At 70.4% G+C, this 24,859-nt stretch carries 18 protein-coding genes; 9 read left to right on the top strand and 9 right to left on the bottom strand.

Going from position 1 to position 24,859, the window contains the following annotated elements:
• Nucleotides 1-2 precede the first annotated feature (2 nt).
• From ABD716_RS10690 to ABD716_RS10730, 9 genes are read left to right on the top strand one after another with little or no spacing between them, the layout of a single operon-like run.
• The gene (locus ABD716_RS10690; RefSeq protein ID WP_344776642.1) at nucleotides 3-824 is read left to right on the top strand and encodes a PP2C family protein-serine/threonine phosphatase; all 822 of its coding nucleotides are present in this window, start codon (nucleotides 3-5) and stop codon (nucleotides 822-824) included.
• Between the two features lie 6 nt (nucleotides 825-830).
• Nucleotides 831-2,225, top strand: a complete 1,395-nt coding sequence (locus ABD716_RS10695; RefSeq protein ID WP_344776644.1) for an FHA domain-containing protein — start codon at nucleotides 831-833, stop codon at nucleotides 2,223-2,225.
• The gene (locus tag ABD716_RS10700) at nucleotides 2,225-3,901 is read left to right on the top strand and encodes a serine/threonine-protein kinase (protein WP_344776646.1); all 1,677 of its coding nucleotides are present in this window, start codon (nucleotides 2,225-2,227) and stop codon (nucleotides 3,899-3,901) included. The genes ABD716_RS10695 and ABD716_RS10700 overlap by 1 nt, the downstream gene beginning before the upstream one ends.
• Nucleotides 3,898-4,602: an FHA domain-containing protein gene (locus tag ABD716_RS10705; protein WP_344776648.1), complete on the top strand. Its 705-nt coding sequence runs from the start codon at nucleotides 3,898-3,900 to the stop codon at nucleotides 4,600-4,602. Before ABD716_RS10700 ends, ABD716_RS10705 begins: the two co-directional genes overlap by 4 nt.
• A gap of 9 nt (nucleotides 4,603-4,611) precedes the next feature.
• Entirely contained in the window at nucleotides 4,612-9,939 is a 5,328-nt protein-coding gene (locus tag ABD716_RS10710; RefSeq protein ID WP_344776650.1) for an Ig-like domain-containing protein, read from the top strand.
• A 16-nt stretch (nucleotides 9,940-9,955) separates the two neighbouring features.
• Entirely contained in the window at nucleotides 9,956-10,924 is a 969-nt protein-coding gene (locus ABD716_RS10715; protein ID WP_344776652.1) for an AAA family ATPase, read from the top strand.
• A 1-nt stretch (nucleotide 10,925) separates the two neighbouring features.
• Nucleotides 10,926-12,224: a DUF58 domain-containing protein gene (locus ABD716_RS10720; RefSeq protein WP_344776654.1), complete on the top strand. Its 1,299-nt coding sequence runs from the start codon at nucleotides 10,926-10,928 to the stop codon at nucleotides 12,222-12,224.
• Nucleotides 12,221-14,506 carry a transglutaminase-like domain-containing protein gene (locus tag ABD716_RS10725; RefSeq protein ID WP_344776656.1) on the top strand — a complete coding sequence of 762 codons (2,286 nt, stop codon included), beginning with the start codon at nucleotides 12,221-12,223 and terminating at the stop codon, nucleotides 14,504-14,506. The genes ABD716_RS10720 and ABD716_RS10725 overlap by 4 nt, the downstream gene beginning before the upstream one ends.
• A gap of 8 nt (nucleotides 14,507-14,514) precedes the next feature.
• Complete coding sequence (locus tag ABD716_RS10730) at nucleotides 14,515-15,171, top strand: FHA domain-containing protein (RefSeq protein WP_344776658.1); 657 nt, start codon at nucleotides 14,515-14,517, stop codon at nucleotides 15,169-15,171.
• Nucleotides 15,172-15,238: 67 nt separating this feature from the next.
• On the opposite strand, the gene ABD716_RS10735 is transcribed toward ABD716_RS10730, so the two are convergent.
• The 9 genes from ABD716_RS10735 to ABD716_RS10775 form a co-directional block, all read right to left on the bottom strand.
• On the bottom strand, nucleotides 15,239-15,535 hold the full coding sequence (locus ABD716_RS10735; protein ID WP_344776660.1) for a WXG100 family type VII secretion target: 297 nt from the start codon (nucleotides 15,533-15,535) through the stop codon (nucleotides 15,239-15,241).
• Nucleotides 15,536-15,680: 145 nt separating this feature from the next.
• Nucleotides 15,681-16,382 carry a hypothetical protein gene (locus ABD716_RS10740; protein ID WP_344776662.1) on the bottom strand — a complete coding sequence of 234 codons (702 nt, stop codon included), beginning with the start codon at nucleotides 16,380-16,382 and terminating at the stop codon, nucleotides 15,681-15,683.
• Nucleotides 16,379-16,585: a hypothetical protein gene (locus tag ABD716_RS10745; RefSeq protein ID WP_344776664.1), complete on the bottom strand. Its 207-nt coding sequence runs from the start codon at nucleotides 16,583-16,585 to the stop codon at nucleotides 16,379-16,381. Before ABD716_RS10745 ends, ABD716_RS10740 begins: the two co-directional genes overlap by 4 nt.
• Nucleotides 16,582-17,247: a hypothetical protein gene (locus ABD716_RS10750; RefSeq protein ID WP_344776666.1), complete on the bottom strand. Its 666-nt coding sequence runs from the start codon at nucleotides 17,245-17,247 to the stop codon at nucleotides 16,582-16,584. The genes ABD716_RS10745 and ABD716_RS10750 overlap by 4 nt, the downstream gene beginning before the upstream one ends.
• Nucleotides 17,244-17,837 (bottom strand): hypothetical protein, encoded by a 594-nt coding sequence (locus ABD716_RS10755; RefSeq protein ID WP_344776668.1) that lies wholly within the window; start codon nucleotides 17,835-17,837, stop codon nucleotides 17,244-17,246. Before ABD716_RS10755 ends, ABD716_RS10750 begins: the two co-directional genes overlap by 4 nt.
• 2 nt (nucleotides 17,838-17,839) lie before the next feature.
• Entirely contained in the window at nucleotides 17,840-18,454 is a 615-nt protein-coding gene (locus tag ABD716_RS10760; RefSeq protein ID WP_344776670.1) for a hypothetical protein, read from the bottom strand.
• A 25-nt stretch (nucleotides 18,455-18,479) separates the two neighbouring features.
• A complete protein-coding gene (locus ABD716_RS10765; RefSeq protein WP_344776672.1) occupies nucleotides 18,480-19,889 on the bottom strand; it encodes a putative T7SS-secreted protein in 1,410 nt (469 codons plus the stop codon).
• Nucleotides 19,890-19,892: 3 nt separating this feature from the next.
• Nucleotides 19,893-20,216 carry a hypothetical protein gene (locus tag ABD716_RS10770; RefSeq protein WP_344776674.1) on the bottom strand — a complete coding sequence of 108 codons (324 nt, stop codon included), beginning with the start codon at nucleotides 20,214-20,216 and terminating at the stop codon, nucleotides 19,893-19,895.
• Nucleotides 20,217-20,343: 127 nt separating this feature from the next.
• A complete protein-coding gene (locus ABD716_RS10775; protein WP_344776676.1) occupies nucleotides 20,344-24,858 on the bottom strand; it encodes a type VII secretion EssC family protein in 4,515 nt (1,504 codons plus the stop codon).
• Between the last annotated feature and the right edge of the window lies 1 nt (nucleotide 24,859).

Consider the following 24,859-nt stretch of genomic DNA (forward strand, 5'->3'; position numbering starts at 1 on the left):
GGATGACGCACGGAGTCGACGTCAGCGCGCACAGCGCGACCGGCCGCGTGCGCTCCATCAATGAGGACTCGTTCCTCGCGAGCGACCCCCTCTTCTTCGTCGCCGACGGAATGGGCGGTCACGCCTTCGGCGACCGCGCCAGCCAGGCCGCCGTCGCCACCCTTGCCGAGCGGGTGCCAGAGGGCAGCGAGCCGACGCCCGACGACGTGCTCGAGGCCGTCACCGACGCCAACCTCGCCGTGCGGTCGCTCTCGACGCACGGCGAGACCGGCATCGCCGTCGCCGGCACCACGCTGGCGGGCGTCGCCCGGGTCGTCACCGAGACGGGCCCGCACTGGATGGTCGTCAACGTCGGTGACTCCCGCGTCTACAGCTGGGACGGGCGCTCGCTCACGCAGCTCACCGTCGACCACTCCGCCGTGCAGGAGCTCGTGGATCGCGGCACGATCACCGAAGACCAGGCGGCGCACCACCCCGAGCGCAACGTCATCACGCGCGCGCTCGGCGCCGACGACGTCATCGAGCCCGATGTGTGGGTGCTGCCCTACGACCAGGTGCGCACCTTCCTCATCTGCACCGACGGCCTCACCAAGCTGCTCACCCGCGAGATGATCAGCGGCATCCTCGCGGGCGACGTCGTCTTCGGCGACGAGCCCGAGGGCACCATCGCGCAGCAGCTCGTCGAGGCCGCCGACGTCGCCGGTGGATATGACAACATCACCGCCATAGTGATTGAATCGCACGCGAGCGACGCCGGCGGCGACGCAGACCAGACACACGAGCGGGGGCTCGGTGTCTTGGAAGAGACCAGGCCGAGGGGGTAGAGCCGCGTGTTGAGGGTCCACGCGACCGCACCCGGGGGGTGGCTGACGGTCGCGATTCCCGGCGCTGTGCTGCTGGTCGAGTCATCGCCCGCGCGCACGCCCGACGCCGACGCGCTGCTCGAGGCCCTGCGTTCCGGCGACCCGATCCCGGCCGCGCTCGACCTGCTGACCGCAGGCGGCTTCAGCGCCATGCCGTCATTCGCTCTGCTCGAGTACCGCGGCCAGAGCGCGCACTACGTCGTTCGCGGCGGGGTCGAGCTGAGCTTCACGGGGCCGGGCGGGGAACGGTCCGCCACCGGCGCCGGCATCACCACCTGGAGCGAACAGCCCATCTCGGGCGTCGACGGCTTCCGCGCCGCCGCGAGCGGAACGCCGGCCGGCGGCGGCGCGCTGCCGCTCGGCGAGGGCGCGGTGTGGGCGGCGCACGTCGAATATGCACGAGCGGATGCCTCGGCCGATCTGGCCCCTGCAGAAGAGGGTCTCCATTCGGCTTCGCCGAGTCGACCCGCGGAGACGGCGCCGAGTCGGGCCGCGGAAGCGGCACCGAGTCGACCCGCGGGGGCCGCGCCGAGTCGACCCGCGGAGGAGACGATCATGCCGGGCGAGGTGGACGAAGAGACCATCGTGTCGCCGCTGCCGGCACTGGCACCCGCCGAACCCGCCACCGCCGCCGCCGCGGCGGCGCACCCATCGCAGACCGTGCCCGAAGAGTCGATCCCGTTCCCCGAGGGGACGACGGGGTACGACCACCTCTTCGGCGTGACCCAGCTGAAGAGCGTCGAGGCTGCGGCGGTGCGGCCGCAGGAGGACGATGAGGAGCCCTCGGCGCAGGCATCCGCCGCCCCTGCCACGGTGTCTGCCCCCGCAACGGCTCCCACGCCCGTCGGCGCCGACGGCGAGGTCGACACGGTCGGCGACCACGACGGCTTGACGATGATGTCGGGCGACATCGCCGAGCTGCGCAAGCGCGCGCTCGCCGCCGAGGGCGGCGACCCGGCCGGCTCCCCGGCGGCAGCCGAGCGGGCGGAGCGAGGGCGCGAGAGCTCCCAGTTCGCCCTCAGCCTACCCGACGGCCGCAGCGAGCCGCTCGACCGCCCCGTCATCATCGGGCGCAGCCCCAGCGCGAACAAGGTCAGCGGCAGCGAGCTGCCGCGGCTCGTGACCGTCGGCGGCAACGACCCCGACATCTCGCGCAGCCACGTGCGCTTCACCGTCGAGGGCGACACTGTCGTCATCACCGACCTGCACTCGCGCAACGGCACGCTGATCTCCCTTCCGGGCCGAGCCCCGCAGAAGCTGCGCGAAGGCGAGCCGACGAGCGCGCTGGCGGGAACCGTCGTCGACCTCGGCGGCGGCGTGCGCATCACCGTCACCGAGACGAGCCAGGCGGCGGGCAGCTGATGCGCCGCGCGGTCTCCACGCCGCCGGCGCTGCCGGGGTTCGAGTACGTCAAGCTGCTCGGGTCGGGGGGCTTCGCCGACGTCTTCCTCTACAAGCAGAACCTGCCCCGACGCGACGTCGCAGTGAAGGTGCTGCTCGCCGACGGCCTCGAGGGCGAGGCGCGCAAGCGCTTCGTCGCCGAGGCGAACGTGATGGCGCAGCTGTCGACCCACCCCTACATCGTCACGATCTACCACGCCGATCTCGCCGACGGCGCCCGGCCCTACTTCGTCATGGAGTACTGCCCGGGCCAGAGCCTCGCCGAGCGCTACAAGGTGAGGCCGCTCGACGTGGCGGATGCCCTGCGCACCGGCATCCGCGTCGGAAGCGCCGTGGCCGCCGCGCACGCGCAGGGCATCCTGCACCGCGACATCAAGCCGGCCAACGTGCTGACGAACGGCTTCGGCTGGCCGGCGCTCACCGACTTCGGGATCGCCTCGACGCTCGAGGGCGACGTGCCGACGCACACCACCTCGCTGCCGGGCGGCGAGGGCACGGCCTCGGTCGGGCTCTCGGTGCCGTGGTCGCCGCCCGAGATGTTCCAGGACGACCCCGACCCCGATGTGCGCAGCGATGTCTTCTCGCTCGCCGCCACGATCCACACCGTGCTCGCCGGGCGCACCCCGTTCGAGCTGCCCGGGAAGAGCAACGGCACGCTCGACATCATCGGGCGCATCGAGCGCGGAGCGATCACGCCCATCGGGCGTGCCGACGTGCCCGCCTCGCTCGTCGCGGTGCTCAACAAGGCGATGTCGCCTCGGCGCGTCGATCGCTACACGAGCGCCGTCGACTTCGTGCGCGCGCTGCAGCGCATCGAGCTCGAGCTCGGATATTCCCCGACGGGCATAGATCTGCCGAGCTTCGGCGCCGAGGCGCTGGGCCGGCCCGAGAACGACGGCGGTGACGAGACCCGCTTCCGACCGATCGCCACGGTCGAGGCGCAGGCCGCGAAGGCGGCTCCTGGCCCGATCTCGGCGCCGCCCGGCGCGGCGCAGGCGGCCGCGCCTGCCGTGGAAGAGCAGGCGACGCGGGTACGCGGCATCACCCCGCTCGCACCGACCGCCGGGGCATCCGCGTCGGCCGCAGCGGCAGCGGCGCCCGCGCGTGCAGCCGACGAGGCGCACACGATGCTGCGGCCACGCACGATCGGCGCGCAGTCGGACGCTGCAGGCGCCGCACCCGCCGCCGGCGAGGGCGAGGCGAGCGGGCCACCTGCGGCACCGAAGCGGCGCGTGCTCATCATCGGCATCGCCGCCGGCGTCGCCGCAGCCATCGCCGCCGCCGTGATCATAGGCGTGGTCGCGCGCCCCGAGCCCGAGCACCACCGCTCGCAGGCGACCGCCGACCCGGGCGGCGGCGCAGGCGGCGGCCCGCTCGTGCAGGTCGTGCCCGAGCCGAAGCAGGGCGCGGTCACGCGCCGCGGCAGCACGGTCACCTTCACGTGGACGAACCCGTCCCCGCAGAAGGGCGACCAGTATGTCTGGACGCTGCACGCGACGAACCCGAGCAACGAGACCGTCGACCAGCCGAAGGCGGTCGTCACGGGCACCGACCCGAGCTCGCAGGTCTGCATCGACGTGCGCATTCTGCGGGCCGGGCGCACCTCGCCCAATGCGCTGACGGAGTGCACGTCGTGAACCGGCTGCGGGTCGAATACGTCGGCGAGTGGTACGACGTGAGCGAGGACGCGCCGTTCATGATCGGCCGCGAGGCCGACCTCTCCATCGACGACAATCCGTACCTTCACCGCCACTTCCTGAGCCTCTATTCCGAGCACGGCATGTGGTGGATCGCGAACGTCGGCAACCTGCTCACGGCGACCGTCGCGGACTCCTCGGGCGCGGTGCAGGCCTGGCTCGCGCCGGGGGCGCGGCTGCCGATCGTGTTCCAGAAGCTCAACGTGATGTTCAGCGCCGGGTCGACGACGTACGACTTCATGGTGCACAGCGAGGGCAACGTCTACGAGACCTCCTCGGTGATGACGCGCGAGGCCGGGTCGACCACCGTGCTGCCCGTGACCCTGACGAGCAGTCAGAAGCTGCTCATCGTCGCGCTGGCCGAGGGCGTGCTCACCGAGCGGATCGCCGGCCGCGGCTCGATCCCCACCTCGGCGGAGGCCGCGGAGCGGCTGGGCTGGAACCTCACCAAGTTCAACCGCAAGCTCGACAACGTCTGCGACAAGCTCGACAAGCTCGGCGTCGCTGGGCTGCGGGGCGGCCCCGGGAAGCTCGCGACGGGGCGTCGCGCGCGGCTCGTCGAATATGCCGTGACGACCCACCTCGTGAGCGTCGAGGATCTGCCGCTGCTCGATGCGCCGCAGGAGACGGACAGTGACTGAGGGGGGCCGATGAGCGGCGGAATCCTGACCCGGCTGAAGAAGCACAGGACGATCGCGTCGGTCGCGGCGCTCGCGATCGTCGCGGGCGTGCCCACGGCGTTCGCCGTGCTGCACAAGGGGTTCCCCGTCACCGACGTCAACCTGAACGCGGCCGACGTGTGGGTCACCAACGGCGCGAAGCTGCTCGGGGGCCGGCTGAATCACCAGATCGATGAGCTGGATGCCTCGGTCAACGCCACCTCCGAGGACCTCGACGTGCTGCAGAACGGCTCGGCGTACTTCCTGACGAACGCCTCCAAAGGCACCGTCCAGAAGATCGACCCGGCCTATGTCAGCCTCACCGACCAGATCACCATTCCCGACGACTCGTGGGTGGGCTACGGCGGCAACACCCTCGCCATCCTCTCGCCCAAGGGCTCGCTGTGGTCGATCGATGCGAGCAACCAGCTCGCCTTCGACGCCTCGAAGACCAAGCCGGCCGCGAAGCTCGGCAAGGACGCCGTGGCCGTGGTCGACCGCTCGGGCACGGTGTTCGCCACCTCGCCGTCGACGGGCGCGCTCTACACCGTGGCCCGCCCCGGGGCGACCGCCACCAAGACCAAGCTCGCCATCGACGGCGACCCGCAGATCACAGCCGTCGGCACCACGCCCGTCGTGCTCGACAAGGGCGGGTCCCGGCTGCGCACCCCCAGCAAGACGCTCAAGCTACCCGACCCGGGCCTGCGCATCCAGCAGCCGAGCAGCGCGTCGTCGAACGTGGTGGTCGCGGCATCCGATCGCCTCTATCGCGTGCCGCTCGACGGCGGCGACGCGACGACGATCAAGGCGGGCGGCACCACGCCGACGGCCGTCACCTCGTCGGACGTGTCGGCGCCCGTGCAGCTGAAGGGCTGCGACTACGGCGCGTGGGCCGCGAGCGGTCGGTACGTCTATGCGTGCGAGGGGCGGCAGCCCATCGCCCAGGACATCGGCACGGCGGTGACCGGCGACGACCTCAGGTTCCGCGTCAACCACAACGTGATCGCGCTCAACAACGTGCAGAACGGGGATGCCTGGATCGTCTCGCAGCACATGAAGCTCGTGCGCAACTGGGAGACCCTCGAGCCCCAGAACACGCAGAAGAAGCAGTCGAACAAGGGCAAAGAGCAGCCCGTCATGCAGTCCTTCCAGCAGACGCTCGCCAAGCGCACGACGCAGAACCACCGCCCCGCGCCCGAAGACGACTCCTTCGGCGTGCGCGCCGGTCGCACCACGATCCTGCCGGTGCTCGACAACGACCAGGACCCCGACGGCGACGTGCTCACCGTCAAGGCGCCGATCAGCGTGCCGCCCGCCGCCGGCAGGCTCGACGTGATCGACGGCGGTCGTGCGCTGCAGTTCACCGCGGCGCCGGGGTCCTCCGGTGCGTCGTTCCGCTACACCGTCACCGACGGGCGCTCAGGCGGTGAGGCATCCGCCAACGTCCAGGTCGCGGTCCACGCGGCTGCGCAGAACGCGGCACCCAAGGCCAACCGCGCCAGCACGAGCCAGGTCGAGGTCGGGCAGTCGATCACCTACAACGTGCTGCAGGACTGGATCGACCCCGACGGCGACTCGATCTTCCTCGAGGGCGCGGCGGCCACCAGCCAGGACGACGTCTCGTTCACGCCCGACGGCGACGTGACCTTCACGAACACCTCGAACCAGGTCGGCACCAAGACGGTCGAGTTCACCGTCTCGGACGGGAAGCTCAAAGCCTCGGGCAAGCTCGAGGTCACGGTGAAGGCGAAGGGCCAGCTGCCGCAGGTGGCCGTTCCCGACTTCGCCGAGGCGACGCTCGGCCAGCCCCTGACCTTCGACCCGCTCGCGAACGACGAGTCGCCGTCGGGCGACACCCTCTCGCTCGACGACGCGAGCTCGACCGACCCGTCGCTCTCGGTGCAGGCCGACCCGCAGCAGGGCACGGTGAAGATCCTCGGCCAGGCGACCGGCACGTACTACCTGACCTACAAGCTCGGCGCGGGCACGCGGAAGGACGTCGACGGGCTGATCCGGGTCGACGTCGTCGAGCCGCAGGCGAAGAACGCCCCGCCGCTGGCCGTGGGCGACGTCGCCTACGTGCATCCCGGCCAGACGACGAGCGTGACGCCGCTCGACAACGACGTGTCGCCGTCGGGGCGCGTGCTCGCGGTGCAGCAGGTGACGGGAGGGGCGGATGCCGGCGCGCTGAACATCCAGCTGCTGGACAACACCGTCGTGAAGATCACCTCGCCCGGCGTGCTCGAGAAGCAGGTGCAGCTCGACTACACCGTCAGCGACGGGGTGAAGAGCGCCAAGGGCACCATCACCGTCGTGCCGGTGGCGCCGCTCGTGAACTACCAGCCGCCGGTCGCCGTCACCGACGCGGTCAACGTGCGCGCGGGCGACATCGCCACGGTCGACGTGCTCAAGAACGACTACTCGCCCGACGATCAGCCGTTCGCCCTCGACCCCGTGCTCAAGTCGACGGCCCACGCCGGCGGCGGCACCGCCTTCGTCAGCGGCTCGACGGTGCGCTATCAGGCGCCGGCGAAGGCGGGCGCGTACAGCGTCGCCTACACCGTCACCGACGAGCACAAGCAGACGGCGACCGCCAACGTCGTCTTCAACGTGCTGCCGGCCGGGCGCGACCAGGCGCCGCAGCCGCAGACCATCACCGGGCGCGTGTTCGCCGGCAGCACCGTGCCGATCACGGTGCCGCTCGACGGGCTCGACCCCGACGGGGACTCGGTCTTTTTCGAAGGCGTCACCGACGCGCCGAAGCAGGGGAAGGTCTCGGGAACGACCGCCACCGGATTCCAGTACCAGGCGGCTGAGTCGGGCTCGGGCACCGACGAGTTCCACTACCGGCTCGAGGACGCGCTCGGGAAGACGGCGACGGGGCTGATCCGCATCGCCGTCATCCCCCGGCCGACCAACCTGCAACCGCCGACCGCGGTCAACGACAAGGTCGAGGTGCGGCCGGGGAAGACGGGCTCCGTGCAGGTGCTCGCGAACGACTCGGACCCCAACGGCTACCCCATCACGCTCCAGAAGAAGCTCGACCAGGTCGACGACCAGCTCACCGACGTGAAGGCCGACGGCTCCGCGGTGCTCTTCACCGCGCCCAAGACCGAGGGCGTCTACACGCTGCACTACACGATCAGCAACGGCCACGGCGGCCACGCGAGCGCCTACGTGCAGGTCACCGTGTCGAAGACCGCGAAGCCCCGCTACCCGACCGCGATCGACCACTACGTCGCGGCGAACGACGCGAAGAGCAAGTCCGCCGTCGTCGTCGACGCGCTGTCCGGCGCGACCAACCCCTCCGGGCCGGTCGCCGACCTCACGGTGCAGACGACCGGGGCCAACGCGAAGCTCGCGAAAGTCGGCAAGGACGGCGCCGTCACGGTGCAGACGCAGAGCAAGCGCACCGTGATCGCCTACCAGGTCACCGACCCGGCGACGAAGCTCACCGGCAAGGCGTTCCTCGTGGTGCCGCCGAAGGCGATCAAGGCCACCCCGCCGCCGAACCAGAACAAGAACGCGGTCGCGCGCAAGGTCACCGACGCCCCGCGCATCAAGCCCGGGCTCGGCGAGCAGGTGGTCGAGATGAACGGGTCGAAGACGTTCAGCTTCGGCGCGATCCTCGACGTGCCCTCCGGCCGCCCGGCGACCCTGTCGGGGGCGCCGACGACCGACCACGGCACCGTCACCGGCAGCGGCACCTCGTTCACCTTCACCCCCGCGAAGGACTATCGCGGGCCGGCATCCGTCAGCTTCAGGGTCGACGACGGCAAGGAAGACGGGCAGGCCAGCGATCGCATCACCCCGCTGACGCTTCCGATCACCGTCGGGTCGAAGGACCAGTCCGACGTGCCGCCGACCTTCACGCCGCCCAAAGTGCAGATCGAGCCCGGCGAGGACGCCAAGAAGGTCGACCTGCGGGCCGCGAGCTACCACCCCAACCAGCAGATCCTCGACAGCCTGCAGTACACCGGGCTGCAGTCCTCGAGCGTCGGCGGGGTGACGGCGACCCTCAGCGGGTCGACGCTGTCGGTGAAGGCGCCCGTCGACCAGAAGCCGAACACCACCGCCGTCTTCAAGTTCACGGTCAAGTCGGCGAACTTCTCGATTCCCGGCGAGGTCGACGTCACGGTCACGAGCTCGACGCGCCCGCTCGCGCAGCAGAAGAACCCGCCGCAGGCGAAAGAGCTGCAGCGCAGCCACTCGGTCACGCTCGACGACGCGGTGGGCACCGAGTACTGGACGAACCCGTTCCCCGACACCCCGCTCAAGATCACGGATGCCACGGTCGTCAGCTCGCCGAAGGGCGTGACGGTCGAGCACACGAACGACTCGATCACGGTCGCGGCCTCGAGCGGCGCCGACCCCGGCAAGGTCAACGTCACGTATCACGTGCAGGACGCGACGAAGGACCCGGCCAGAACCGAGCAGGTGATCGGCCAGTACGAGGTGACGATCCACGACGTGCCCGATCAGCCGCTCGCGCCGCAGAACGTCTCGGCCGACAACACGCAGGCGACCATGTCCATCAAGGCGCCGACCGACAACGGCAAGACCATCGACGGCTATCGCGTCACGTCGAACAACGGCAAGACGTGGAACTTCGGCGCCGCGGGCGACGTCACCCTCAGCGGCCTGACCAACGGCACCACTTACACCTTCACGGTCGCAGCGCACAACGCCGATGGCTGGTCCGACGAATCGGCGAGCAGCGCCGCGGTGACCCCGTACGGCACCCCCGCCGCGCCGACGAACGTGAAGATCAGCGGCGACAACAACCTGCATTCCCCGTCGAACATCACCATGACGTGGTCGCGGGTCACGGACACCGGCGGCGGCAGCATCCACTACGAGTACCTGTTCGACGGCGACCACACGACCACCGCGACCTCCGCCTCGGGTGGCCCGCGCACGACCGACCCCCAGGGGAACAAGGTGGGCTACTCGTTCCACGTGCGCGCGGTCAGCGACGCGACCGGCCGCGCGTCCGAGTACGTGATGTCGAACACCGTGTACGTCACGCCGCCGCCCGCGTCGCTCGACCTGAGCAAGGGCGCCAACACCGGCTACAAGGACACCTGCCGCACGGGCAAGTGCTACTACTACCACGTCGTCGCGAAGAACTACGACCCGGGGAACTACTCGCTGCAGGTGTACTGCCAGGACAGCCTGCTGCACACCTTCTCGGTGCACGTCACCGGCACCACCTGGACGTTCGACACCGGCGAGCAGGCCTACAACGAGTACTGCGGCTTCAACCCCGCCCGGGTCACGCTGGGAAGCCTGAGCGCATCGGCGAACTTCGCCCCCTAACGAGAAAAGGACCATCATGCCCGTAAGCCAGGAACAAGCCGACTGGTTCGCCGACGCCGTGGCGCAGCTGATCGCCAATCTCGACCAGGCGATCCTCGGCAAGCACGACGTCATCAAGCTGGTCGTCACGAGCATGCTCACCGGCGGGCACGTGCTGCTCGAGGACGTGCCGGGTACGGGCAAGACGGTGCTCGCGAAGTCACTCGCCAACAGCATCGAGGGCACGCAGTCGCGCATCCAGTTCACCCCCGACCTGCTGCCCTCCGACGTGACGGGCGTCACGATCTACGACCAGTCCACCGGCGCGTTCCAGTTCCACCCGGGCCCCGTGTTCGCGTCGGTCGTGCTCGCCGACGAGATCAACCGCGCGAGCCCGAAGACGCAGTCGGCGCTGCTCGAGGTGATGGAAGAGGGCGTCGTGACCGTCGACGGCACGCCGCACCCGGTCGGCACGCCCTTCATGGTGATCGCCACCCAGAACCCCGTCGAGCAGGCGGGCACCTATTCCCTGCCCGAGGCGCAGCTCGACCGCTTCCTCGTCAAGACGAGCCTCGGCTACCCCGACCGCCAGACGACGGTCAATCTGCTGCTGGATGCCTCCAACCGCACGCGCTCCGACGCGGTGAAGCCCATCATCCAGGCATCCGTCATCGCCTCCATGATCCAGCTCGCGGCCGAGGTGCACACCGACGCCGCGGTGATGACCTACCTGAGCGACATCGTCGACCGCACGCGTCAGGACTCCGACGCCTCGCTCGGCGTCAGCATCCGCGGTGCGCTCGCGCTCGCCCGCGCGGCGAAGGTGTGGGCGCTGGCCGACCGGCGCACCTACGTGACGCCCGACGACGTGCAGGCGCTCGCGGTGCCGGTGCTCGCGCACCGCATCATCCTCGACCCCGAGGCCGAGTTCACGGGCGTCACGACGCAGAACATCGTCGAGCGCGCCCTGGCGGCCGTCGCACCGCCGACCACGCGAGTCGCCTGACATGACCTCGACCCTCGGCGACCTCGCCAGCAGCGCGACCGGCACGCTCACCAGCCGGCTCGCCGCCCTGTCGACCCGCTCGATGCGCTACATCGAGCCGGTGACGCGCGCGGCGGCGCCCGTCGCGCGCGCCGGCAAGGCGGCGGCGAACGCGGTGCCCGTCGCCGGCCGCATCGTGATCGGGGCGGCGATCGGATGCCTGCTCGTCGGCTTCCTGCTGCACTGGTCCGAGCTGGTGTTCATCGGGGTCACCCTCACGGCGGCGCTCGCGATCGCGTGCGGGTACGCCATCGGCCGCACCACCTACGCCGTGACCGTCGAGCTCAACCCCCGCCGCGTGGTCGTCGGGGGCCGCGCCCTCGGCCGCATCGCGGTGGCCAACTCGGGTCAGCGGCCGGTGCTGCCGAGCCGCATCGAGTTGCCCGTCGGCGCCGCGCACGCCGAGTTCCAGCTGCCGCGGCTCGCCCCCGGGCAGGAGCACGAGGACCTCTTCGCCGTGCCGACCCACCGCCGCGCGCTGATCCTCGCCGGCCCCGCGACCTCGGTGCGCGGCGACCAGCTCGGGCTGCTGCGCCGCACGCAGACCTGGACCGACCGCATCGAGCTGTTCGTGCACCCGCAGACCAGCAGGCTCAAGGCGTCCGCCCAGGGTCTCGTGCGCGACCTCGAGGGCCAGCCGACCAAGACCATCACCAACAGCGACCTGGCCTTCCACGCCCTGCGCCCCTACGAGCAGGGCGACTCGATGCGCAATGTGCACTGGCGCACCTCGGCGCGCACGGGCCAGCTCATGGTGCGGCAGTATCAGGAGACGCGGCGCTCGCAGATGCTGCTCGTGCTCGGCGCCGACGCGGCGCATTACGCGAGCGACGACGAGTTCGAGCTCGCTGTCTCGGTGCTCGCCTCGGTCGGCGTGCACGTGATCGGGGAAGAGAACCAGATCGTCGCGGGGTGGGACGGCGGCGCAATGCACACCGTGTCGCCGGTGTCGCTGCTCGACGACTCCTGCCGCCTCGAGCCCGTGAAGCGCGGCGCGAAGCCGCTGCGCGAGGTGGTGCGCGGTCTCGCCGCACGGCAGTCGCAGCCGAGCGTCGTGCTGCTCGTCGTCGGCTCGCAGACGCCGGCCGCCGATCTGCGCGCGGTGGCGACCCTGTTCAACCACGACACGGTGTTCACGGCCGTGCGCGCCGATGTCGCCGGCGAGGCGGTCATGCGCCGCTCGGGGCCGGTCACGGTGGCATCCGTCACCACCCTGCGTGAGCTGCCGCTCATGCTCTCGCGATTGGGAACCAGGCAGTGACCCCCGCCGTGGGCCGGCGCCCGCTCATCGAGCTCGGCACCGTCGCCGCGCTCGTGGCGCTCGCCACGCTCGGCTTCCAGCCGATGTACGGTGGCGCGGCGTTCGCGGTGCCCGCCTTCGGCGGCCTCGCCGTGGGTCTGGGCGCTCTGCTGCTGGGCCGCTGGCTGCGGCAATCGCTCGTCACCTCGATCGCGCTCGCGATCTTCGCGTACTTCCTGCTGGGCAGCGCCCTCGCGATGCCCGCGGTCGCGACCTTCGGCGTGCTGCCGAACCTCGAGACGCTCGACGGCCTCGTGCGCGGCGCGGTGTTCGGCTGGTCCGATGCCGTGACGCTCACGATCCCGCTGCAGGCGCCGCCGTACATTCCCGTGCTGGCATATTGCGCGAGCTGGGCGGCGGCGGCCATTCCGGCGGTGATCGTGCTGTACTGGCCGGTTCGCGTCGGCTCGGGCTCGACGCTGCGCCGCGCGGTCGCGGTCGCCACCCCGCTCGCCCTGCTCGTCGCGACGATCATCCTCGGCACGCGCCTCACCTTCCTCGCGGGCGTGCGCGGCATCCTGTTCACCGCGATCGCGCTCGTGTGGGTGTGCTGGCGCTCCGCGACGGATGCCGCAGCGAACGTCGCCGAGAGCACGCTGGCCACCCGCCGGAAGCTCACCGGAATCGCGACGGTCGTGCTCGGCGCCCTGCTCGCGGGGGGCCTCGTCGGCGCCGTGGTGCAGCCCGCGACGGCCGACCGAGTGGTGGCCCGCGACGAGATCGTGCCCCCGTTCGACCCGCTCGACTACCCGAGCCCGCTCGCAGCCTTCCGCAAGTACGTGAACGACGAGACGAAGACGACGCTGTTCACTGAGCAGGGCCTGGCTGCGGGCTCTTACGTGCGCCTCGCGACGATGGACAGCTGGAACGGCGTGGTCTGGGACGTCGCCCGCAATGCCGGCACGGCGACCGGCTCGGGAGCGTTCCGGCTGCTCGGCACCGACCTGCCCGCGCCCAAGCTGTTCAGCGCGGGCGCCACCTCGCACGCGCGCATCACGATCAAGGGCTACTCGGGCGTGTGGCTGCCGAACGCGAGCTACCCGACGGGCCTCACGATCGACGGGCCCGACGCGGCGAAGCTCTCGCAGAACGTGCGTGTGAACACCGAGACCGGCACCATCGCGCTGACCTCCGGCGTGGAATCCGGCCTCGGCTACGACCTCGACGTCACGGCGCTGAAGGTGCCGACCAGCAAGGCGCTCACCGCGATCCCGGCCGCGCGTGTCGACCCCGCCCCGATGGCGAGCGTGCCCGATGTGGTCGCGAGCACGGCGAAGCAGTACGCAGGGGGCGCCACCACCGCCTACCAGACCATGGTCAACCTGCAGAAGTCGCTCGTGAACCAGGGCTACCTCAGCCACGGCCGGGCGAGCGACCCGGTGCCGTCGCGGGCGGGCGAGGGCGCCGACCGCATCGAGCAGCTGTTCACCCAGGACCCGATGGTCGGCGACCAGGAGCAGTACGTCACCGCGTTCGCGCTCATGGCGCACTCGCTCGGCTACCCCGTGCGCGTCGTGCTCGGCGCGAAGGTGCCGAAGGGCGCCGGTCAGGTCGCCGTCAGGGGCAACGACGTCACCGCATGGGCCGAGGTGGCGTTCGAGGGCGTCGGTTGGGTGCCGTTCTTCCCGACGCCGACGAAGACGGATGCCCCCAAGGAGCAGACCGTCAAGCCGAAGATCATCCCGCAGCCGCAGGTGCGCCAGCCGCCGCGCGACCACCCCAAGGACGACCAGCTGCTGACGCCGGTGCAGACCAAGGACCAGAACAAGAAGAAGAGCGACCACGGCTTCCAGATCCCCGCGTGGGCCTACTGGGCGGGCGGCGGGCTGCTGCTTCTGCTCGCGATCGTCTTCCTTCCGCTGCTCATCGTCTGGCTGCTGCGCAGGCGGCGGCGAAGGAGGCGCGCCACGGGTCCCGTCGATCGGCGCGCGGCGGGTGCGTGGGCCGAGTTGACGAGCGGATTCCGCGAGCTCGGCCTCGACCGCCCGGGGCACGTCGCCACCCGCACTCAGCTCGTCTCCCATTACGAGCGCGCCGGCGAGGAATCCGGCGTCGCCGTGCAGCCCGGGGTGCTCGGGCCCCTCGCCCGCCGCGTCGACCACGCGGTGTTCGCGGCCGGGCAGCTCGCCGATGACGCGGCCGACGCGCTGTGGCACGACGCCGACGCGGTGCTCGAGCACGCCCGCGAGGGCATGACGTGGCTGCGCAGGCGGCTCTCGGACTACCGGTACTCGCGCATATAGTGGGCCCGATGTCTGAGGACGGATACATCAAGCCGCCGCCCGGGCTGCTGCCGCCACCGCCCGAGCCCGAGGGGGTGCCCGCGCGCGAGCAGGTTCCCGCGGCGCCCGGCGGCCTGCCGTTCTTCACGCCGAACCCCGGTCCGAACCCCGCAACGGGCCCGACGATCCCGAGCTTCCGACCGGCCCAGCCGCCTGCAGGCCCGGTGCCACCCGCGCCGCCGGCACCACCGGTGCCGCCCGCGCCTGCCGCCGTGCCCGCTGAGCAGGCACCCCCGACGCCTTCTCAGGTCCAGCAGGTGTCGCGGCCGGCATCCGTGCCCGCCCCGAGCTGGTCCCTGCTTCTCGCGGACGGCTCGCGCCTCACGCTCGACGGCGCAACGTATGTCGGCCGGAATCCGGCCGCCTCCGTGGCGGCGCCCGGCGCACGGCTGCTGCCGCTCGCCGACCCGGCGAAGTCGCTCTCGAAGACGCACGCGCTGCTCGTGCCCGAGCTCGACCACCTCATGGTCACCGACCTGCATTCCACGAACGGCATCGCCGTCGTGTCACCGGGCGGCGGCGTCACGGTGCTCGAGCCGGGGCGCACCTCGCCCGTGGCTCCCGGCTCGCAGCTGCAGCTCGGCAGCTTCGTCGTCACCGTGCAGTCGGCCGGGGCATCCGCTTAGCCGAGCGAATCTGCGCACGAAAAAGCGGGCCAGGCGAACCTGACCCGCATTTTCGGGTGCGTGCTGCTCAGCCGCCGATGCCCTGGGCGAGCTGCTGGTCGACGTTCTGCAGAGCGTCGGCAGCCTTGGTGAGGAACTGCGACATTCCGTCGAGGCCGTTGACCGCCTGCGTCGTGCCCTTGGTGAACTGCTCGTAGGAGCTGTGGAAGGCGCCCGACGCGGTGTCGGTCACGAAGCCGCCGCTCACGAGGTTGTTGACGAGAGCCTGCAGCTCCTGCAGCTTCGCGGTGATGTCGTCCTTGCCGGCGTTGAGGCGCTGGGCAGCGCTGGTCATGTCGCCGTAGGTGACGTTCAAGTTAGCCATGAGATCTACTCCCCTAGTGGTTGTCGGCAAGCCCGCGGCCGAAAGACGATGATGTCTGTCGGCGACGGCCCCCTGGCCGACCGGCTTGTTGGTACCTAAGTTAGCCAACCTCGCCGGGGCGCGGAACGGGGAGCACTCCCCATGCCTAGCCCTCGTCGGCGTGAGCGGGCTGCGCTCCGAGCTTGTGGACGGTCGGCACCTGCCCGTCGACCGCGGTGACCTCGAGCTGACGCCAGCCCCGACGCAGGAAGAAGCCGCCGAGCACGACGAACGCGACGGCGAAGACGATGACCACGGCAACGGCGACCGGGCTCTCGAGCGGCCAGCGCACCCAATAGATCAGCAGGAAGTTCGCGTACCCGAAGCGCACCATGCCGAGATACCACGCGCCGCTCAAGATCCACGAGCGCAGATTGAGCGTCGCCGCCCACCGGCTGTATCGAGTGTGCCGCAGCGGTTGCAGCGAGATCGCGACAGCGGTGAGCCGCGGCGGCCCCATGACGTCGTCCCGCCATTGCGAGCCGGTGATCCTCTCGCCACGATAGCCGGGCAGCAGCGAGCGCCCCAGCGCAAGCGCCGCCAGCAGCAGCGTGCCGAACGCCATCGCGAGGACCTGGAAGACGAACCCCCAGGCGAGTGGCAACACGACAGCGACCACGACGATCATGCCGATGGCGTCCTTTGTGTCCTCGATGCCGGTGGTGAACCCGGGCTGAGTGTGCAGAGCGCCGGGTGGCACGACCCAGAACACGAACGTGAGCGCGGTGATGATCAGGAACAGGATGAGCCAGACGATCGTGACGGTGAGATAGCCGAGCTGACGCGCGGCGGGGGCGCGATAGCTCACGCGTACGACTCGCCCGAGCCGAGCGGGCGCCCGGCCTTCCAGTGGTTCGACGACATCCACCGCGCGAAGGCGAAGATGCCGGCGCCGACGACGAACATGCCGCTGAAGAGCCCGATGATGACAAAGGTGTTCACGAGCGCGACAGCGATCAGCGCTCCGCCGATCAGTGAGAGGCTCAGACCCCGCCGCGGCCGCGGCTTCACGCCTCGGCGCCGTTCACCAGCACCGGCGTCTCGCCGTCGACAGCGTCGAGCCGAAGGCGGCGCCAGCCGACGGGCAGCCTGCGCACCGCGAGCACGACGAAGCCCAGCGCCAGCACGATCGACAGCGCGATCAGGAACGGATTGTGGATCGGCCAGCGCAGCCAGCCGAGCAACAGGAAATGGGCGAAGCCGAGCCAGGCGAGACCGAGGTACCACGAACCGTCGAGCAGCCACGCGCGCGCGTTCAGTCGGGTCACCCACAGGCTGTACGGCGTGTGCCTCTTCGGCAGCAGTGAGATGGCGACACCGCTCGGGCTGATGCCGGCTGCGTCGCTGCGGAGCACACTGCCGGTGAGCTTCTCGTGCGCGTAGCCCGGTTTCAGTGACCGCCAGAAGGCGAGCGCCGCGAGCAGCAGCGGGCCCAGCGCCATGAGCACGAGCAGGTGCACGAAGCCCCACACCCACGGAAGGATCAGATACACGAGCACGAGCCCCGATACCCAGTCCTTCGGGTCCTGCAGCTTGTCGAGAATGCCCTGCTGGGTGCTGATTGGCCCAGGCGGGACCACCCAGAAGCAGAACGCGACCGCCACCGTGAGTGCGAAGACGATGAACCACGTGATCGTCACTCCCAGATAGCCGAGGGAGCGCGCGAATCTCATCGAACAGGCTCCGCCCAGACGATAGAGCTGATCACCGAGTCGAAGAGCTCGGTGAACGGACCCGGATCGGGAGCGATCGGCAGCGAGACGTTCGTCGCGAGCACGCGTGAGCCGCCCGGCGCGGGAACCCAATAGTCGAGGTCCAGCGACGGGGTGGTGGTCGTCGTGTAGGTCTGGGTGCCCGCCGTCGCCTTCCGCGCGATCGGGCCGGCGTCGGTCTCGAGCACCTCGGCCTCGGGGTAGGCGGCGGCGAGCCGACTTGCGGTGTCCTCGATGCCGGCACCTGCGGCAGGCCACGCCTCGAACACCGAGATCATGGCGCCCGACACGGGAATCCCCGGGAAGAGCTCAAGGGACAGGGAGAACGCGGCGGCTCCGGCATCCGCCGCCTGCTTGGCCGAGGCGGCCAGCTCCTCGCGGAATTGGCGCCGTCGCGACGCCAGTCGGTCGTTGGTACCGAACTGTTGCTTCACGAGCGCCGAGATTCGCGCGGCGCGCGCATCGGCGTCGGCCAGCGGGATCGACGCCCACGAACCCGGCAGTACGAAGGCGAACTCCTCGCTGTCGGATCGGGCGCTGCGTACCGGCATGCTCATTTCTCGAGCTCGACCGTCAGCGTTGCGACCCACTCCGACGTGCGCTCGACCATATCCGTGAAGCCGTCGAGGTCGTCGCTGGTGAACACGAACTCGAACATCTGCGATGCCCCGGTCGGAAACACGCCGAACAGCGTGCGTGCTTCGCTGCGCGGCGCGTCTTCGAGGAGATCGGTATACGTGATCACGTTGTACGCGCCGACTACGTCGCCGATCGGTGCCGTGCCACGCCACGTCTGCACGATGTCGTAACGCCGGCCGGGCTCGCGCCGGCCCTCGTCGGCTGCGAGGTAGCCCTCGTAAGCGCCCGGACCGCCCTCGTACGGATTCGTCAACCGGAACGACAGCACGCAGCGAACGCGAGCCTGGTCCTGCGGCGGAATCCACACGAGTGAGCCCGCGCCGTCCCGATCCGCTCCGATCTCCTTCACGCGTGCCGCGACTGCTCCGAGTTGCCCGCTCAGATTCTGGCGCTCGGCACCTGTCAGCCCGAGGTCGGCCGCCAACTGGTCGGGCCACCGGGCGTCCTCCGTGTCGACCCACTGCCAGCCGTCGACCAGACCCATGTCGAAATCTGCGATGGGCCTCGGTTTCTTCGTGCCGAAGATCATGCTGGCTCCCCTCCTGATTCAGCGGTCACCCGTTGTTCTTCCACTCGAGACTACGGATATCAGAGATGATCGAGGAAGTGGCGCCGACCGGGTCGCCACCGAGGCTCGTGGCGAGCTTCCCGGGGCTGTCCTGGCCGTCGGAGATGTAACCGGACACCGCCTTGTAGGTCTGGTCCGCCTGGTAGATCGAGGTTCCGAACAATGGCACCGCGACCTCAGCCGACTTCAGCATCTTCGGATCCATGGCGATGTACCGCGCCCCTGCCACGAAGTCGCCGTTGAGCTTCAGCAACTTCTGCGGGTTGGGAATGATGCCTTCCTCGAACGCCTTTTTGAACGTGTCTGCGAGCGAGGTCGGCTTGAGCTTCGCGATCGCCTCCATCGAAAGATCGGGGCGGAACTGCTTCGTCGAGTCCTTCAGCATGTCCAGCTCGACGTCGCGGAACGACGTCTGCTTCATCACCTTGCGCGAATCCGTGACGATCGTCGCGATCCGCTTCTCGCCGCCACTGATCGACTTGAAGGTACGGGCTGCCTTGATGTCGGTGACAGCACCGCCGAACACCTTTTCACCGGCCTTGATCGCCGTGACCGCTTTCAGTTCTTTGGCGAGGCGAGCGAATGCCGCACCGCCGACGAAGGTCAGCGCGACGCCGACCACGGCCATGATGATGTCGAAGACGCTGCCGTCACCGGTGATTGCGGCGACGACCGCGTCGATGAGGTCGAGTACCGCGCCGATCGCGGCGAGCACCAGCAGGATCTGCCCGATGATCGGGATCCAGCCGAAGAAGATCGACAGCACTCCGGCCCACTTGCAGACCTGCTTGATGATGTCGTAGACCTTCGAGCCCCAGTTGTCCCACCAGCTGTCCTTCAGGCCGTGGTTGCCCTTGCCGTTGACGACGCCGTCGATCGCTGAGGCCGCCGTCTTGGCAGCGGCGACCTTGCGATCGTGGGCGGCGTGCCAGAGGTTGTGAGCCGCGGTGAGGGCTGAGTTCGCATCATCCGCTGCGGTCTGAGCCTGCTGCGCCGTCTTCTGCGCATCGGTCTTCTGATCGTCGGTCGCGGTGTCGGCCGCGTCCTGCGCGGTGGACGCAGAGCGGTTCGCGGCATCCGCCGCCGCCTGCTTTTCCTCGATCTGCGCGATCGCGGTCTTGGCGTCGTCCTGCGCGCCGCGCAGCTCGACCGCATAGGCGGCGAGTGCCTTCGCAGTGGTGTCGTAGCGGTCGTAGGCCTTCGTGATGTCATCGGCGACGTCGCCCGAGCTCTCACGGAGCTTGTCGATCGCCTTGCTCGTCATCTTCTCGCCCTGGATCTTCGTCAGGGTTTGAACGGAGCGAGCGATCTCGGCGGCGACGGACTGGTAGTGCGCGGCCTTGGTGGCCAGCAGGTCGGGGTCGCCCTTGAGCGGTGCGTATTCGGTGTCGGCCATGGCTCAGTCCTTCGCCTTCGGCGCGGGCGCAGGGCCGGCGTCCGCCGACTCCTTGAGCGCCTTGGCGAGACCGTCGTCGACCTGGGTGAAGCCGTCGGAGACGGCCTTGATCTGGTCGCGCAGGTCCTTGACGCTCTGCGTCATCTTTGCGCGCTTGTCGTTCCAGTTGTGCGCGAAGTCGTGCACCTTGCCCGAGAGCTCGTCGTCCCCGGTGGCGTCGGCGATATCGTCGCTGAGCTTGTCGGCCCCCTCGAACTCCTTCACGACACCGTTCAGGTCGTGATAGAGCTCCTCCAATCGACCGAGATCAAGCTTGAGATCGCTCACCGGTTCCCCCCTCTAGTCCTGCGTCCCCTGAAGTCTGGAGCCAAGCTATTGCCGAAGCGGTGCGGAGGGAACGGGGAGCACTCCCCATGCGAAGCCGCAGCCAGCGGCATCCGGTCGCGCCCTCTGCTCACTCTGGCAGCGGCAGCTGCACGCGCGCATGCTGCCCGCGCGAGATGTAGACGCCGCGCCCCGGCGGGAACTCGCTGCGCGCCATGCGCGGCAGCGCCGTCTTGAGCAGGATGTCGCCTTCGACGGCCTCCGGCTGCAGCAGGATGCCGCGCCGGCCGTTCTTGACCTCGCCGAACAGCGGCCACGACGAGCCCCACGCGCTGGTCTCGCCCTCTGCGACCAGCAGGTGATCGCTGCGCCGCACCGCCTTGACCAGCTCGACGATCGGGCCGTCGGCCGCCGTCTGCAGGAAGTCGCCGATCGTCTCGATGAAGATGCCGATGCGGCCCTCGGTGTCCGGGTCCGTGACGGCCGCGAGCAGGTCGCGGGCGAGCGCCGCGACCTCGTCGGGGTCCTTTGCCGCATCGGTCCAGATCGGAAGGCGCGCGAGCGGCGAGCGGGCGTTGCCGAAGTAGTAGACCCGGTTCCCCTCGGCGGCGCGCACGAACGCCGTGGCCATCGTCTGCAGCGCCGTCGAGCGGCCGCTGGCCGGCGGACCGGCGAGCAGGACCGTGCCGAACGGGTCGAACGGGAACGGGCCGAGATCGATGTCGCTGAGGCCGAGCACGGGCTGACCGCCGACGGAGGCCGGCAGTGCGCTCTGCGCATACTCCTTCGGCAGCGAGCCGATCGCCGGCGCCGCCGCGACACCCGCGCGGCCCATCGCCTCGGCGAGCCGGCCGAGCGCCTCGGCCTGCTCGGACACCGAGGTCGTTCCGCCGAGGATCGCGATCTGCGTCTCGAGCCCGTCGACGATCGCGCGCCCGGGCGGGGACGACGGGCCGAGGATGTCGCTCGGCACCCCCAGCGCGCCGTAGCCGTCGTCGGCGAGCCGCAGCACGACCCGGCGCTGGATCGACGCCGCGACCGAGGTCGGCACGGCCCCCGCGCGATCGGCGGTGAGCACGACGTGGATGCCGAGGCGGCGGCCGTCCGCGAGGACGTCGCGGAAGACGTCGTACCACTGGGCGCGGCCCGCGGCGACCTCGAAGTCGTCCTTGAAGTTCGTGAAGTTGTCGACCAGCAGCAGGATGCGCGGCTCGCTCGGCCGCCCGGCGAGCGCGCGGTACTCGGCGATGCTCGACGCGTTCACGTCGGCCCAGGCGGCGGCGCGCCGCTCGAGCTCGCCCTGCAGCGTACGGAACAGGCGGACGATGCGCTCGGTGTCGTCGCCCGCCACGATCGCGCCGACGTGCGGCAGGCGGTCGAGGACGCGCAGACTGCCCGCACCGTAGTCGAGCCCGTAGACGTGCACGGGGCCGCCGCGCGGGGTGATCGCCGCGGCGCTCGCGAGCGTGCGCAGCACCGTGGTCTTGCCCGAGCCGCTCGTTCCGAAGACCGCGAGGTGCCCGTCGACGTCCGGCCGGTAGTACTGCGTCGTCTGCTCCTGGCGCTCCGGCACGTCGGCGACGCCGAGCAGCAGCTCGGCATCGGTGCGCTGGCGCAGCTTGGACAGGTCGTAGAGGGGCGCGAGCTCGTCGAGCCACGGGCGCCGCGGGGCCGGAATGCTTGCGAGCCCCTGCGCCTCGATCATGGTCCTGACCAGTCGCTGCTGATCGTTCGGCCCGAGATCGCGCTGATGATCGGCGACGGATGCCGGCGCTGTCCGGTCCTCCCATCGGTTCTCGCCGCCGAACCGCAGCTCGGCGACCTGGATGTCCGCGCGCTCGGGCTCGCGCGTCGTCCAGCCGCCGGCATAGGCCGACTGGAACGCCGCGAGCCGCCCCGGCCCCGTCTTCGCGTAGCCGCGGCCGGGGATCGACGGGTCGATGTGCGCCGAATCCTTGACCCCGATCACGTCCTGCGAGTCGGACTCGTCGGCCATGCGCAGCGCCACCCGCAGATTCGTGTTGGCGCGCAGGTTGTCCTTGATGACGCCGGCGGGCCGCTGGGTCGCCATGATGAGGTGGATGCCGAGCGACCGCCCGCGCTGAGCGATGTCGACCACCCCGTCGACGAACTCGGGAACCTCGCCGGCGAGCGCGGCGAACTCGTCGATGACCAGCACGAGGGCCGGGGGGCTGTCGGGGTCGCCGCGCTTCTCGAGCTCGAGCAGGTCCTTGGCCTTCTTGCGGTTGAAGAGGTGCTCGCGGTGGTGCAGCTCGGCGCGCAGGCTGGTCAGCGCCCGGCGCACGAGGTGCGGCGAGAGGTCGGTGACGAGGCCGACGCAGTGCGGCAGCTGCACGCAGTCTGCGAACGCCGACCCGCCCTTGTAGTCGACGAAGAGGAAGGTGACCCGGTCGGGCGAGTACTCGGCGGCCATGCCGAGCACCCACGCCTGCAGGAACTCCGACTTCCCGGAGCCGGTCGTGCCGCCGACGAGCGCGTGCGGGCCCTGCGTGCGCAGGTCGAGGTGCATCGGGTCGTGCCCCGCCGACCCCATGATCGCCCGCAGCTTGCCTGCGCGGCGCGGGGTGAGCGGTCCGCCCGAGCGGTCGTGGATCGAGTCGTTCTGCTTCCACCGGTCGACGATCGCCGACGACGACTCGGCGAGCTCATGGCCGAGCAGCGTCACGAGCGAGATGCTGCGCGGCAGGTCGCTCGCATCGGCGATCGGCGCGCCCGCATCGACGACGGGCGCCATCAGGTGGGCGTATGCCTGCGCGCGCTCCGCCTCGACGGGCTCGGTGACCACGTCCGAGATGTGCTCGCCGAGGCGCACGAAGCCGACCTCGGCGCGGCCGTCGGCGTCGATGGCGAGATAGGTGCGGCAGACGGCGGGCAGCGCGGGAACGTCCGGCGACACCCAGATCGGGAAGACGCCGGCGTCGGCAGCGGACTCGGCGAGCTGGATGAGGCGCCCCCGGTCAACCGGGGCGTCGTCGGAGATCACGACCACGACCGCAGGAATCGGCGACTGCGTTCCCGCGGCCACGTCGCTCTCCGCCACATTCGCCCCGCGCTCGTTCGCCGCCTTGGCCTGCACGATGGCCCCGCGGCGCTCGGCGCTCCGCTTCTCCTCCAGCCTGGCGCTGATGAGCCCCTCGAGGTCCGAGAGCAGGGCGCTCGCGCTCGACTCGCTGTCGGCGAGCTGGTTGCCCTCGAGCGGGCTGTGCGGGCTCGAGGAATGCGGCATCCACTTCAGCCACTCGACCTCGCGCGACCAGCGCGAGCTGACGATCGCCGCCACCGTCACCTCGGCCGGCGAGTGCAGCCCCGTCAGCTGCACGAGCAGCGAATTCAGGGCGCCGGCTGTCTGCCCGGGCCCGCCCGCGATGCCGATGGCTCCGGCGTCGTACAGGTTCTCGACGATCGGCACGCCGGGAAGCGTGCGGTTCGCCTCGATGACGGCATCCAGCCGCTCTTGGAACTCGACCAGCAGATTCGGGCGCGAGGTGACGTCGATCGTGTTGCGGGAGGTCGCGGCGCCGACACCGAGCCGCACGTTCAGGAACGACCAGTGCTCGGGCCGCCTGGTCCACAGCAGGGGCGCGCGACGCACCGCCGCCTCATAGACCTGCTCGGTCGAGGGCGCCTCGAGCGCGCGCTGCGCGGCTTCCTTCTCGCGTTCGCGGCCGAGCGCCGTCGTGAGACTCTCGAGCCCCTCGTCGAACCTCGCGATCGACTTCTTGAGCCGCGATTTGCGCTGCGACCGACCGGTGAACCAGTTGCCGACCACCATCAGCGGCGACATGGCCGCGAACGCCACCGACGCCGGCTGCCGCGTGATCATGTACATCACGCCGGCCATGAGGATCGGCGTCGCGAGCGCGATCATCGGAATCGGCTGCGATTCCGTCTCAGCCGGAACCTCGGGCACTTCGAACTCGGCGCCGACGTAGCGCGCCTCGACCTTGGGCGAGCGGTTGAAGAGGACAGGCCCGGCTTTCGCAGCGGGTGCGGGCGAAGGGGCGACGGATGCCTGCTGCTGCGGCTGCGCGAGCGGGGTCAGTTCCACCTCGGTGTCGCCGATCAGCACGCGCACGGCCTGCCTCACCTGCAGGCGGTCGACGATGCCGCCGTCGACGACGAGCCCGTTCGCCGAGCCCAGGTCGACGAGCTCGAGGCCGCCGGAGGCCTGGATGCGCGCATGCCGGCCCGAGACGAAGGGGTCGTCGAGCACGATGTCGCAGGCGCCGTCGCGCCCGATGATCGTCGTCGACCCGGCCTGGATCTCGTACTGCGTGCCCGCCGCCGGCCCCGTCAGCACCCGCAGGCGCCCGATCGGGTGGAAGCCGGCGGGCTGCGCTGCGCCGTAGCTCGAGGCATCCGCGAGGAGCACCGTGGCCCCGTCGCCGATCTGGGCCTCGCCGATGGGGATCTCGGGCGAGAGCACGTCGGGCTGCTGCTGCCCCGGCATGGCCACGGCCAGGGTGAGCACGCGGCCCTCGCCGCCCACGGCCCACTCCTTGCCCTTCGGGTCGAGGCGCCGGATCGCGCCCGCGACGTCGGCGACCGTCGCGACGGCATCCGTCGTCACCACGATGTCGTCGGACTGCCCCGATTGACGTGCCAGCGTCAGTTTCAGACGCACG

The sequence above is a fragment of the Gryllotalpicola kribbensis genome, from assembly GCF_039538245.1.
GTDB lineage: Bacteria > Actinomycetota > Actinomycetes > Actinomycetales > Microbacteriaceae > Gryllotalpicola > Gryllotalpicola kribbensis.

Coding starts and splice junctions, on each gene's coding strand:
- ABD716_RS10715 (WP_344776652.1), top strand. CDS start 9,956: ATGCCCGTAAGCCAGGAACAAGCCGACTGGTTCGCCGACGCCGTGGCG.
- ABD716_RS10700 (WP_344776646.1), top strand. CDS start 2,225: ATGCGCCGCGCGGTCTCCACGCCGCCGGCGCTGCCGGGGTTCGAGTAC.
- ABD716_RS10765 (WP_344776672.1), bottom strand. CDS start 19,889: ATGGCCGACACCGAATACGCACCGCTCAAGGGCGACCCCGACCTGCTG.
- ABD716_RS10730 (WP_344776658.1), top strand. CDS start 14,515: ATGTCTGAGGACGGATACATCAAGCCGCCGCCCGGGCTGCTGCCGCCA.
- ABD716_RS10755 (WP_344776668.1), bottom strand. CDS start 17,837: ATGCCGGTACGCAGCGCCCGATCCGACAGCGAGGAGTTCGCCTTCGTA.
- ABD716_RS10690 (WP_344776642.1), top strand. CDS start 3: ATGACGCACGGAGTCGACGTCAGCGCGCACAGCGCGACCGGCCGCGTG.
- ABD716_RS10735 (WP_344776660.1), bottom strand. CDS start 15,535: ATGGCTAACTTGAACGTCACCTACGGCGACATGACCAGCGCTGCCCAG.
- ABD716_RS10750 (WP_344776666.1), bottom strand. CDS start 17,247: ATGAGATTCGCGCGCTCCCTCGGCTATCTGGGAGTGACGATCACGTGG.
- ABD716_RS10720 (WP_344776654.1), top strand. CDS start 10,926: ATGACCTCGACCCTCGGCGACCTCGCCAGCAGCGCGACCGGCACGCTC.
- ABD716_RS10710 (WP_344776650.1), top strand. CDS start 4,612: ATGAGCGGCGGAATCCTGACCCGGCTGAAGAAGCACAGGACGATCGCG.
- ABD716_RS10760 (WP_344776670.1), bottom strand. CDS start 18,454: ATGATCTTCGGCACGAAGAAACCGAGGCCCATCGCAGATTTCGACATG.